The sequence below is a fragment of the Flavobacterium sp. CG_9.1 genome, assembly GCF_015751645.1.
GTDB lineage: Bacteria > Bacteroidota > Bacteroidia > Flavobacteriales > Flavobacteriaceae > Flavobacterium > Flavobacterium xanthum.
Map to the genome: position 1 here is coordinate 18,079 of NZ_JADOVC010000023.1, position 11,873 is coordinate 29,951.

The window sequence follows — 11,873 nt, forward strand, 5'->3', positions numbered from 1 at the left end:
AACAAAATTTAATATAATTTTATATCGTTATAAATCATTAGCTTTACACTATTATGAAAAAAAATGTTTTAATAAGCGGCGGTTCGGGATTTATCGGTAGACATTTAACGGCGCTGTTGCTTACCAAAGGATATTCAGTTTCTATCTTGAGTAGAACTGAAAAGAAAAATAAGGGAGATATTTTCTACTATAAGTGGGATGTTGCAAACGGCACAATTGAGGAGGAAGCAGTTTTAAAAGCAGATTACATCATTCATCTGGCAGGCGAAAATATTGCAGAGAAAAGATGGAGCGCTAAACGAAAAGCGGCCATCATTGATAGTAGGGAAAAATCATCTCAACTATTATATTCAGTTCTAAAAAAGCATTACAAAAAGCTTGACGCATTTGTTTCTGCCTCAGCGGTTGGGATTTATGGAGCAGTAAACGGGAAAGAAATCTGCACAGAAGAGACCGTTCCAGCCAATGATTTTTTAGGATACACCTGTCAAAAATGGGAAGAGTCTATTGATTTTATTGAAAATTTAAATATCCGTACTGTTAAAATCCGAACGGGTTTGGTCTTAGGCAAAAACGACGGTTTTTTGAAGAAACTTATTCCGCTTTTCAAATACAGATTGGGTTCAGCATTGGGTTCAGGCAACCAATATATGCCATGGATTCATGTTGATGATTTGTGTACCATGTATTTAGAAGCGATTGAAAATACTGAAATGGTTGGGCCTTATAACGCTGCCATTAACGACAATACTACAAATGCCGTATTTTCTAAAACATTGGCTCGTATTTTTGGCTATTCGATCTGGTTGCCCAATGTGCCTGCGTTTGTTCTGAAGTTTGTGATGGGGGAAATGGCCGTAATTGTATTGACAGGAAGAAGAATTTCCTCTGATAAAATAGAACAAACGGGTTTTAAATTTAAGTTTAAAAATTTAGAAGAAGCATTGCGAGACTGTTTAACAAAATAGCATTATTTTAGTACACAAACAATTTGAGTATTTACGTTTTTCGCTATTTTGCTGCGTACGATAAAAGGAATTTCGATCCTAAAATCATCCGTGTTTAAGGGGAATTCGGATTGGATCTCGACTCCATTATCGACCCTTTTTAGTGTTCCTTTGATTGTCATTTTTTTAGTACGACCCCGTATGGTTATTTTGCCGTTGATTTGATAGGGGCGAAATTCTGAGGTAAGGTTGTTTAAATCAAATTTTTCAATAGTACCTTTAAAGAAGGCTCTTGGATACCGGTTGCTTTCCATGTAATTTTTGTTAAAATGCTCTTCCATCAAATTTCTTTTGAATTTAAAATCTTTGATGTTAATCCAACACGCAATATCGCCTGTTTTAGTGATCAAAATACAGGTAGTTTTTTCGTTCGTTGCTTTCACCTCCTCAAACAAAGGTATTGAAGCCTCAAAATTTGTGATGCCTGCGTATGAAACCAATTTTTCCTGGGCGTTAATTGCAAGAGCAATAAAGAGTAGCGCTATTGAGGTAATTTTTTCCATAACACTTTATGAATTAAATTATACCGACTCTTTTTTGAATACATTCGCCCTAACGCATGCGGGAGATACTATTTTTTACCATATCGGTTTGATACTATATATTTTAGACATAATCTTACTATTAATTGAAGTACTTAAAGTTATGAAAAAAATAGAATATATAAAAGTTTTTAATCCTTGAAAAATAGTAACATCAGTTAATTTTTCAGCAGCTTTTTAATCAGAAATTGCGGTAGGTTATACTTTTAAAAAGATTTTGGTAGTTGTTTTGATTAGCAAGTAAGTAGGGAATGCGCTATAAATTATCTATTTGGAGTTTCGGCGCCTGAATTTGTTCAAGTAGTCACTACCCGAAACTAGTGGAGCGTCCAGTTATAGGGCCGTAGTAACCCTAGATGAATTGGCATCAAAAAAAATTATTGGCTCGAGTAAGCACAAAAACTGTTGCATATTGAAAAGTTGTAACCACTTGAGGAAATTATAAACACTCCTATTTTTCAGTTTTACTAATGATAGCTAACCTATTACAGTTTTAGAATTCCAACTGTATATTGTAGTTTTTTAAATTTTCTAGTGATTCTTTAGAAGTATAATCGAATTCTTCCTCATTTAGGTCTTTTTCTTTCTTTAAGGATATTTGTTTAATGCAGTTATAAAAACGGCGTACATCATTGTTGTTCGAAAGGATTAAACCGGGTACTAATGCGCTCTTGCCTGTGCTGTCTTTGGCAACCATTGTAAAATAAGAGGAATTACAATGTTTGATTTTTCCGGTTTGGATGTTTTCGGCTTCTACACGAATTCCTATAATCATCGAGCTTTTACCCACATAGTTTACGCTGGCTTTCATCTTCACGAGTTCGCCCACTTCAATCGGTTTTAGGAAATTGACAGTATCTACCGAGGCGGTAACGCAATAATTTCCTGAGAATTTTGAAGCACAGGCAAATGCAATTTGATCCATTAAAGATAAAATATATCCTCCATGAATCTTACCACTAAAGTTGGTGTAATTGGGCAACATCAATTCTGAAATACTAATGTCTGAGGAGGCCACAGTTTTAAAGGTCCGATTCATCTATTTTATTTTAAAAGGAGAATTTACTTTTTTGACGTCTGTAATAAAATAGCGCGTGTCGCCCCACCACGGAAATGTTCGGTACCGTTCTACATATTTTACTTGAACATATTGACCCTCCATTTCTTTTAAATCTAAGATTACTTTTTCTTCGCTATCCATTACTGAAAAAGAAAATATTTGTGCGCCAGAAATTCCTTGACTAATTTCTCCTTCCCATGTTTTGAAAGCAACTCCTTTGTTGCTGACTTTGATTAATTCGCCTGAACGAAAGCCTTCACTGTAGGTTGCATTGTATAAAAAAGTAAAATAACCTACAATAAACAGTACTAGTATTGCAGTGGTAATCATTAAAAATTTTCTCATTTTTTATTAATTTAGAAATTGATTTTCGTCTTTTTCGGCTAAGTTTACTATGTTTTCGGGAAGTGCTTTTTTTGCTTTTGCTCCCATTTTTTTTAATTTTTCGACACTTACAATTAGGTTTCCTTTTCCTTCCACAAGTTTGTTCATGGCGCTGCTGTACTCTGTTTTACTCTCGTCTATTTTTTTGCCAATTTTGATCAAGTCACCTACAAAACCTTCAAATTTATCATACAGTGCTCCTGCTTGACGTGCTATTTCTAATGCGTTTTCCTGCTGTTTTTGATTCGTCCACATGCTATCAATCGTTCGTAAGGTAGCTAATAATGTGGCGGGAGTTACAATAACAATATTTTTTTCGAATGCTTTATTGTATAAACTAGTATCTTCATTTAGGGCCATGGCAAATGCGGGTTCAATAGGGATGAATAACAATACAAAATCAGGGCTTTCTATTTGGTACAAATCATGATAATTTTTATTTCCTAATTGCTCAACATGGCGTTTGATGGAATTGACATGTTCTTTTAGATAGCTAATTTTCAAAGTATCATCTTCTTCATTGATGTATTTTTCATAAGCGGTCAAAGAAACTTTTGAATCGACAATCATTTTTTTGCCATCCGGCAGATTAATGACAACATCCGGAAATACGCGATTTCCGTCTTCGGTAGTGAAGGCTTGTTGCACTTGGTATTCACGGCCTTTTTCCAATCCTGATTTCTCTAAAACGCGTTCTAATACCAGTTCGCCCCAATTTCCCTGCATTTTACTGTCGCCTTTGAGCGCTTTGGTCAAGTTGATGGTTTCTTTACTCATTTGGATATTCATTTCTCGTAATCCCAAAATTTGTTGGCGTAAAGCGGCATGATAATCGATGCTTTCTTTGTGGGTGTCTTCGACCTTTTTTTCAAACAATTGAATTTTATCTTGCAATGGAGTCAAGATATTTTTCATGTTTTCTTTGTTCTGTTCGGTAAATTTATTCGATTTTTCCTCCAATATTTTGTTGGCTAAGTTCTCAAATTCCAGGGTGAATTTTTCCTGTAGTTTTTCGACTTCTTCTTTTTGTTCTTTGTTGCGCTCCCAGAGATTTTCGAAATCTACTTCTTTTTTAGTAAGCTGAATTGCTAAACTGTCTTTTTCAGTTCGGATACCTTCTTTAGCAACGATTTGGGCTTCTAATTGTTTTTCAAAACCCATTTTATCAATCATTAATTGCTCTCTCTGTTGGGCGAATTGAGAATTTAAAGTGATTAATTTCTCTTCCAAGCTACTTTTTTCCAACTGGAATCTGGTAACAAATAGAAGTTTTCCAATATAAACTCCAATACCAAGAGCAACGATGAAAATCAGTAAAAAGGGAAGCGTATTTGACATAAATTTTTTTTTGTAACAATGTAAAAATAAACAAAAGATTTTTAGTTTCTTTTGAGAAATCAAAATACTAGTATAAGTTTTTGAAGGGTTTATATTTTGAAAAAATAGGATTCTCTAGGGTAGTTTTATACGTAATAGTCTCCTTTTTTGCTAGCGATTTAGTAGTTTTTTTTATTTCAGCAGGGAGTTGTCTTAAACTATTTTAGAAAAAAAAGCCAGATTTCAATGAAGAAATCTGGCTTTTGGAATGTAGAAAAAGGGATTTTATTTTTTTACTATTTTTCCTTTAAATACAACCTTGTCTCCATTGGAAAGGGTATATATATAAATCCCTACAGGTAATTTAGTACTATTTATTTTTGTAGTGTTTTCACCAATTGAGCCTTTTAATTGCGTTGGAGCTCCCATTGCTCTTCCAAGAATGTCATAAATGTTTAGACTTAAGTCTTGTCCGTTTTCTGAATTAATAACAATATTGAATGATTCTGAAGCGGGATTTGGATAGACCATTACAGACAGTCCTTTTGTTGCAATCAAGTCATTGATAGCTAAAGTTGCATCTGCTTTTAACTCAAATCGTGCGATAACTGGACCATGATCAGAAGTAGTATTGACATAGTTTGCTACGTCTAAACGAGGGTCATAAACTAAAGTTGAATTGGGCACATAATCCTTAGTTAACTCGTTTGATATGATAATATGATCTAAGAAACCTCCAGAGGACAAGTAAGTAAAAGCTCCTGCTTTACTAATTTCTAAAGTTAGAGGATTGTAGCGTACATTGTCTTCCACCATTTTCTGGTACGAAGAAGGGTTTCCTGCAATAACGGATTCATCAACATCATCATTGTAATCGCCTAAAATTATCAAATTGGCATCTGGGTAATTGACATCTAAACTGTCTTTCAATAGTTCAACATCATATTTTCTCATGTTGTACCGCGCTATGTCACTACCGCTGTTGGCTCTAGCATGGATGTCAATAATTTTTAGATCTTTCTTTACTCCACCTATATTTGCTTCCATTTCGACCATATATGGTAAACGGCCTGAAGAAAAGAAGCTCGCGCTCACACCGCCAGGATAATTGGTTAAAGTTTTGCTTCCGGCACGAATTTCATCAAAAAGTTTACTGAACATCACTCTTGACTTTTTTACTGTTGTTGTTTGCGTGTTATAAATTACAACTAATTTTTGAGCGGGGAAGTCAGCTTCAGGAGCATTAAAGGAGTAGGACCAGGATGGAGAAATTACTTTGTCAAAAGTTTTTCCGTTAATGCTTATTTTTTGGATTAAAAGATCCAGTGCGGCATCGTCTGAAACCTCTTGAACGGCATAAACGTCAGCATTTAAAGTGTTCATGACTTTCGCTGCGTTTTCAATCTGCAATGCGTCGTCTGTTGGACCAAACTCAGTTCCTGTTGAACCAATTACATTGCTTCCAAAAAATTCTAAATTGTACGTAACAATATCAAAGGTTTCTGTTTTAGGTAATGAAGATCCATTTAATAAACCTATTTCTTGGTTCAATCCTGTTCCAACAACTGTCAAAGGACCCGAAATACTCAATGCTTTGGAAGAAGGGAAAAAACGAGCATAAATTATTTTACCTGCAACTCCATCAGTAGCTGAAATCACTAAATTGGATTGAAAATTACTGTTGTCAACAGATAATTGGTAGTCAGCAGGAGCCGTTACAGTGATATCGCCGTAACCGCCTGCCATGAAAATAAAAGACTGGCTTGCTGACGCTGTATTTGGCGCTACTTCTCCAAAATTCAAAGTAGGATTTGAGGCTAGAAATGTTGTTTCGTTCGTGATTTTTACATCATCAAGGGTCCATTCGGCAGTATCTGTCCCACCAGAATTTAGAGTTTCGTAAACCCAGGCTATAAAAGTATGATCAGATTTATAAGCTTCCAAATTGATGTATTGCGACTGTTTAAAGGTTCCTGTAGTGGTAGGAAAATCGCCTTCTAAGGGAGTCCAAGTTGCTGTTTCTGGGTTGCTTTTACCATCATAATCTACAGAGATCATTAGTTTTAGCGGTGTTCCAGAGAAAAATTTGCGAGAATAGAAAGATAACAAAGGGAATTTGTCAAATGTATCTAAACGTAAATTAGGAGAAATTAACCAATCTTTGCTAGCTCCTGTTTCAGAATATCCATTTATTTGAACTGCTGCAGGTGAACTGTTAAAACGTGTCGTGGTGCTCACCCACTTAATCTTGTCACCGGCTACGCTATATTCCGTCCAACCACTGTTTGTTAGAACATTTGCATCATTAAAATCTTGGATGTAAGGATTAATTCCTGTTCCTGATACCGCCACTGTTTTAGTAGAAGCTCCGTTTGATTCATGAGTGATTTGTCCTGAAAAAAGGCCGGTTGCAGTAGGTGTAAATTTGACATAAACCAAAGGTGTGGTTCCCGTATTGAAATCTTCTGCAGCAAAAACCAATGTTGATTGAAAGCCAGAAGTCTCATTTTTAGAAATGGTAAAGTTTTGGGATGCGGAAAGCGTAACTGCTCCACTTAGATTAAGTGCCTGAAGTTGGTAACTTAATGCAATTGAGCTGAAGTTTTGCTCTATAAAACTAAAATCTAAGGCAGTTTTAGTAGTTGACAGGGAAGGAACGACAACGCTAGAAGTAGTGACGTCTAGTTTATTACTTTCAGCTTGAATGTTGCCAATGGCATCTTCAGATATGGAATAGACAACATAATCAGTTCCTAGAGCTAATCCTGTACTGTTTTTTGAATACACAACAGTAGCATCCGAAATTTCAAGTACCGCTGCTTTTAATGCCGCTGCATCTGAGGCGTTTGTTCCTGCTTTTATCTGAGCAGCGCTTGGAGCAGCACTTCCTGATGGCAAGATCACGAAATATGTTTTTCCAGTCTCATTTAATTTGGACGAAAAATCAAATCCATCAGATAAGATGTTGGTAATTTTTGGGAATCCGTCTGCATTTACAGGTGGTGTTACATCATTAAAGACACTTATGTTATCAATGGCAAAAGAGGGACGCGAACCGCCTCCAGATACTTGTCTTGAAATCCAACGGATTTGAATTACCTCTTTATTATCACACTCCGATGGTAAAACTACTTTTATTTTTTGGCTATTCACTTCTGCTGTTCCAGATGTTTGTGCTGTTGTTCCGCTGGCATAGACCGTTGGTAATAAAGTAATAAATGCATCGGCTGTACCAACTCGATATTGCAGTACTAATTCGTTGATACGAGAATTCGATGTGCCATTATAAGGATTCCGAATCACCATCGCATCATATTCTACTGCAATTCCGGATTTACCAAGTGTTTTGAATGCAAACCCAATTGTTAAATCTAAGGAACCGGTATTCAGAAAACCAATTTTTCCGTTATAATTGTGGATGTTTCCACTCGTTGTCGCAGCTGTACTACTGGCAACTAAAGCTCTATCTGCAACTAATGTAGCTGTTGTATTGAATGAACTTCCCGGAGCTGTGCTGGCGGTCCAGCCCTGAAATCCTGAGGGATAAGTGGTAGATGCTGCATCAAGAGTGGTGAAATTTTGAGTGAAAGGCAACTCTTGCGCTATGGGTGCCGTTCCTTGGGCAAAAACGGTTGTTGATAGGCAATAAAAAAAACTTAAAAAAGCCATTAAATGGCGTAAATGGTAATTGTGTTTCATAGGTTTACAATTGGATTAAGCAGCAAAAATAATATTTCCAACGTTAAGAGAATATTATAAATTGAGCTATTTTAGATTGTAAATAAAATCTTTTAATCTCTTTTGGTTTAATTCCTCGAAGCTTTGCTTCGATTTTTTTAGCCACAGATTCACAGATTCACAGATTAAAAAAGATTATTGAAAATCTGTGAATCTGTGGCTGTTATTTCGCTAATACCTCTGGGGCTCTGCTCCGAGGTAATTTATTTGGTAGTTAAATAGATTTTTTTGGTGGATTGACTATTAATTGCAGCAAAAAAAGCCAATAAGGAAGGTGTCCTTATTGGCTTTTAAAATACGAAATAAATACTTATTCGTCCAGTTTTATATTTCCTCGGTCTTCCTTATTATCTGGATGAGAAGCAGGGTATCTGTGGGCAGTAATGTCTGAGTTGAGGTCTTCATTTTCAACCGTTTTCATCGCTTCTTTTTCTGAGGAAACGCCCCGGCTTAAACTTTCGTTTTCGTTCCATGTTCTCTCTTCGGCTTCGGGAATAGCAGCATTAGACCCATCAACATTACGCGCTCTTTGAACAACTTTTTCATTTCCATTAGCATCAATTTCTATTTCATCTTTCAGTTTTGGCGCGTTTGTATTGTTTTCGTTAAGCATCTTTTCGCTACCAATTTGGTCGTTTATAGGCTGCTTATTATTGGTCTTTTTTGAACCTAAATCATTATTTTCCATGATCTTTCTGTTTAGTTATTAATCTTATTGTTTATAATAGTACGTCATTAATATGAGATGTTTGAACTATTTAACATTGCTTTTGGTTTATCGCAATAAATGTAGCCAGTCACTTTTAAATCCAACAAAAACAAAACTATCTTTGCATGCACTAATAAATCAACACAATGCCTCATTCTCATTTTATCATTCATAAACCGTACGGGTATTTGAGTCAGTTTGTTTATGAATTAAAAAGAAAAAAGAAACTGCTAGGAGAATTATATGATTTTCCAACAGGAACAATGGCTATCGGGCGCCTTGATGAGGATTCCGAAGGATTATTGTTGCTGACAACGGATGGCATGATGAGCGAAATCATTCGCAGTAAAAGAGTCGATAAAGAATATTACGTCCAAGTAGATGGAATCATTAATCAAGAAGCCATCGAGCGATTGCAAAAAGGGGTTGAAATCGGTTTTAGTGGAACTAAATACGTTACTAAACCCTGTAAAGCTTCCTTAATACAGGAGCTTCCTGCTTTTGGAGCGAGAGGAAAAAAAATTCGGGATGAACGTCACGGCCCTACCTCTTGGGCTTCAATAACGGTCAATGAAGGAAAATTTCGTCAAGTGCGAAAAATGACTGCTGCTGTTGGTTTCCCAACTTTGAGATTGGTTCGTGTCCGAATAGGAACGGTTCATCTTCATGATTTACAGACTGGAGAAGTTTTAAAAGTGGAAGATTTTCAAATAACCAAATAACCAATTAATCTATACTACATGTTAAATATCGTTTTAGTGGAGCCCGAAATAGCAAACAATACGGGGAATATAGGGCGCTTGTGCGTAGGCACGCACAGTCGTTTGCATTTGATTCATCCTTTTGGGTTTGTTATTAATGATAAAAACCTAAAACGTTCCGGTCTCGATTATTGGGTTCATCTTGATGTGACAGAATATCAGGATGTTGCATCATGGAAAGCAAGCATTCCTGACTTATCTCGGGTTTTTCTTATGAGTTCTCATGCTAAAAAATCATATTTCGAGATTGATTTTCAGGACGGAGATTGGTTGGTTTTTGGCAAAGAAAGTAAAGGATTAAGTGAAGCTGTTTTGAACCAATTTGAAAATCATTTGACAATTCCTATGTCACCGCTAATTAGAAGTTTTAATATCGCTAATTCGGTCGCTTTTGTTATTGGAGAAGCAAACCGCCAAATTAGTTTAAAAATTTAAACAATCGTAAACTTTCCTTTTTCATTGTCAAAAACAATATGCTCATCTTTAAATAGTGTATTAAAACTTCCTTTCGAAATGAAATTACAAGGTTCGTCTTGCAAGACAGTTTCAGGAGTCATGATAATCATTTCGTCACTCAATTGTATCGCCATATCAATGTCATGGGTAGAAAATAGAATACACTTTCCAGTCTCTTGCGTAAGTTTTTTCAAAAGTTTAAACAAAGCCACTTTATGTAATAAATCGAGATGGGTGGTAGGTTCGTCTAAAATTATTAATGGGGTGTCTTGTGCCAAAGCTCTTGCAATCAATACTTTTTGTAACTGACCATCACTAATTTCATAATGTTTTTTTGCAGCTAAAGAACTAATTTGTGTCAATTCCATGGCTTCGTTTACTTTCGATATATCGACCTCAGATAAAGTTCCAATCCAGTTGGTGTACGGTTGTCTTCCCAGTGCGATGAGTTCAAAGACGGTTAAATTACTTGGCGGTAACTTTTCTGTTAAAACTATGCTCAGGTTTTGTGCTAACTCTAAAGGTTCATAGGAACTAATTTTCCTTTCATTTAAAAATACAGCACCTTGCAGCGGTTTCTGGATACCTGTTATCGTCTTTAAAAGTGTCGATTTTCCAATGCCGTTAGCGCCTACTAAAGCAATCAGTTTTCCCTTTTTTAAATTTATAGAAATAGCCGAAGCCACTACGATATGCTCTTTTTTACGAAAATAGCCAATGCTAATTTTTGAAGATTCTAAGATTATTTTATGTTCCATTAGGCAATCATTTTTCGTTTTCTGACTAGTAACCAAATCACCACTGGGGCGCCAATTATTGATGTTACGGCATTAATTGGTAAAGTAATTCCCAATCCTGGCAATTCTGAAATAATATCACAAATAAGCATAATCGATGCTCCTAAAAGCAAGGTACTCCAGTACAAAACCGAATGGTTACTGGTTTGAAATACTAATTTTGCGATATGAGGTACCGCTAATCCTATAAAAGCTATTGGGCCTGCATAAGCGGTGATACTTCCTGCCAGAATACTAGTAGCAAAAATAATTATTAATCGTGTTTTTTTGAAATTTAAACCTAAACTGCGAGCGTAATTTTCGCCCAGCAATAAGGCATTTAGTGGTTTGATGCTAAAGACACTCAATAACAATCCTATCGATACACAAACCGTTAAAATTACAATAGATGACCAAGATAAATTGCCTAAGCTTCCCATAGACCAAAAAGTGAATTTTTGTAATTGTTCAGCTGAACTAAAATAAGTAAGCACCCCGACTATGGCACTGGTAAAACTGCCAAACATTAATCCTACAATTAGGATAGCCATGGTATCGCGCAATCGATGGGAAACAGCTAAAACAGCTAATAATACAATTGAACTTCCTACAGTTGATGCTAAAACCACTCCATAGGACGATAATAAAACAGTGCTTAAAAAAGGCGGCAGTAAACTTGCTCCTAAAAATACAAAGGCAACTCCTAAACTGGCGCCAGAACTTAGTCCTAAAACATAAGGTCCTGCTAGGGGATTTCTAAATAAAGTTTGCATCAGTAAACCACTTATCGATAGCCCCATTCCTACAAGAACTGCCGTAATTGCTTTGGGTAAACGATAATTAATGATGATGTATTCCCAGGTAGATTTGCTCGCTTGACCACCGGTTAAACTAGTGTAAATTTCTTTAAAAGGGATTGCAATGGAACCAAAACTAATGTTTACAAAAAACAAAACAATAAGCCCTAAAGTAAGTAAGAAAAACAGAACCGTATTTCGTTTTTGATTATTCAATTGTCGTTTGTTTGTCCAATGTAATATTATATTTAATTTTTAAATAACTTCTAATCCAGTTTTGGCTCCTTCTTTTTTGGAGCATCCCGACGCTTCGGGAGCGGAGCAGA

11 protein-coding genes are annotated in these 11,873 nt (G+C 35.9%); 3 read left to right on the forward strand and 8 right to left on the reverse strand.

Translation table 11 applies throughout. The features are described 5' to 3' along the window. Window positions 1-53 precede the first annotated feature (53 nt). Window positions 54-968 carry a TIGR01777 family oxidoreductase gene (locus tag IWX83_RS12425; RefSeq protein ID WP_196830037.1) on the forward strand — a complete coding sequence of 305 codons (915 nt, stop codon included), beginning with the start codon at window positions 54-56 and terminating at the stop codon, window positions 966-968. Between the two features lie 2 nt (window positions 969-970). Here the strand turns inward: IWX83_RS12425 and IWX83_RS12430 are convergent, their stop codons facing one another. From IWX83_RS12430 to IWX83_RS12455, 6 genes are all read right to left on the reverse strand, one after another. Beyond that, window positions 971-1,510: a YceI family protein gene (locus IWX83_RS12430; protein ID WP_073350870.1), complete on the reverse strand. Its 540-nt coding sequence runs from the start codon at window positions 1,508-1,510 to the stop codon at window positions 971-973. A gap of 532 nt (window positions 1,511-2,042) precedes the next feature. Continuing rightward, a complete protein-coding gene (locus IWX83_RS12435; RefSeq protein WP_196830039.1) occupies window positions 2,043-2,588 on the reverse strand; it encodes an acyl-CoA thioesterase in 546 nt (181 codons plus the stop codon). Further along, on the reverse strand, window positions 2,589-2,954 hold the full coding sequence (locus tag IWX83_RS12440) for a 6-phosphogluconate dehydrogenase (RefSeq protein ID WP_073350873.1): 366 nt from the start codon (window positions 2,952-2,954) through the stop codon (window positions 2,589-2,591). It abuts the gene before it with no gap. Window positions 2,955-2,960: 6 nt separating this feature from the next. Next, entirely contained in the window at window positions 2,961-4,331 is a 1,371-nt protein-coding gene (locus IWX83_RS12445) for a DNA recombination protein RmuC (protein ID WP_196830041.1), read from the reverse strand. A 264-nt stretch (window positions 4,332-4,595) separates the two neighbouring features. Further along, a complete protein-coding gene (locus IWX83_RS12450) occupies window positions 4,596-8,009 on the reverse strand; it encodes a T9SS-dependent choice-of-anchor J family protein (RefSeq protein ID WP_196830043.1) in 3,414 nt (1,137 codons plus the stop codon). 349 nt (window positions 8,010-8,358) lie between these two features. Further along, window positions 8,359-8,736, reverse strand: a complete 378-nt coding sequence (locus IWX83_RS12455; RefSeq protein ID WP_196830044.1) for a hypothetical protein — start codon at window positions 8,734-8,736, stop codon at window positions 8,359-8,361. A 167-nt stretch (window positions 8,737-8,903) separates the two neighbouring features. On the opposite strand from IWX83_RS12455, the gene IWX83_RS12460 reads away from it, so the two are divergent. Together IWX83_RS12460 and IWX83_RS12465 are read left to right on the forward strand one after the other, a co-directional pair. Next, window positions 8,904-9,479, forward strand: a complete 576-nt coding sequence (locus IWX83_RS12460) for a pseudouridine synthase (protein WP_196830046.1) — start codon at window positions 8,904-8,906, stop codon at window positions 9,477-9,479. Between the two features lie 18 nt (window positions 9,480-9,497). Further along, window positions 9,498-9,953, forward strand: coding sequence for a tRNA (cytidine(34)-2'-O)-methyltransferase (locus tag IWX83_RS12465; RefSeq protein ID WP_073350881.1), 456 nt, complete (start codon window positions 9,498-9,500; stop codon window positions 9,951-9,953). On the opposite strand, the gene IWX83_RS12470 is transcribed toward IWX83_RS12465, so the two are convergent. Both IWX83_RS12470 and IWX83_RS12475 read right to left on the reverse strand, forming a co-directional pair. Continuing rightward, the gene (locus tag IWX83_RS12470) at window positions 9,950-10,732 is read right to left on the reverse strand and encodes an ABC transporter ATP-binding protein (protein WP_196830048.1); all 783 of its coding nucleotides are present in this window, start codon (window positions 10,730-10,732) and stop codon (window positions 9,950-9,952) included. The two genes, IWX83_RS12465 and IWX83_RS12470, sit on opposite strands and share 4 nt — an antisense overlap. Further along, window positions 10,732-11,763, reverse strand: a complete 1,032-nt coding sequence (locus IWX83_RS12475; RefSeq protein WP_196830050.1) for an iron ABC transporter permease — start codon at window positions 11,761-11,763, stop codon at window positions 10,732-10,734. Before IWX83_RS12475 ends, IWX83_RS12470 begins: the two co-directional genes overlap by 1 nt. Window positions 11,764-11,873: the final 110 nt, after the last annotated feature.

Coding starts and splice junctions, on each gene's coding strand:
- IWX83_RS12455 (WP_196830044.1), bottom strand. CDS start 8,736: ATGGAAAATAATGATTTAGGTTCAAAAAAGACCAATAATAAGCAGCCT.
- IWX83_RS12440 (WP_073350873.1), bottom strand. CDS start 2,954: ATGAGAAAATTTTTAATGATTACCACTGCAATACTAGTACTGTTTATT.
- IWX83_RS12450 (WP_196830043.1), bottom strand. CDS start 8,009: ATGAAACACAATTACCATTTACGCCATTTAATGGCTTTTTTAAGTTTT.
- IWX83_RS12470 (WP_196830048.1), bottom strand. CDS start 10,732: ATGGAACATAAAATAATCTTAGAATCTTCAAAAATTAGCATTGGCTAT.
- IWX83_RS12430 (WP_073350870.1), bottom strand. CDS start 1,510: ATGGAAAAAATTACCTCAATAGCGCTACTCTTTATTGCTCTTGCAATT.
- IWX83_RS12435 (WP_196830039.1), bottom strand. CDS start 2,588: ATGAATCGGACCTTTAAAACTGTGGCCTCCTCAGACATTAGTATTTCA.
- IWX83_RS12465 (WP_073350881.1), top strand. CDS start 9,498: ATGTTAAATATCGTTTTAGTGGAGCCCGAAATAGCAAACAATACGGGG.
- IWX83_RS12460 (WP_196830046.1), top strand. CDS start 8,904: ATGCCTCATTCTCATTTTATCATTCATAAACCGTACGGGTATTTGAGT.
- IWX83_RS12425 (WP_196830037.1), top strand. CDS start 54: ATGAAAAAAAATGTTTTAATAAGCGGCGGTTCGGGATTTATCGGTAGA.
- IWX83_RS12445 (WP_196830041.1), bottom strand. CDS start 4,331: ATGTCAAATACGCTTCCCTTTTTACTGATTTTCATCGTTGCTCTTGGT.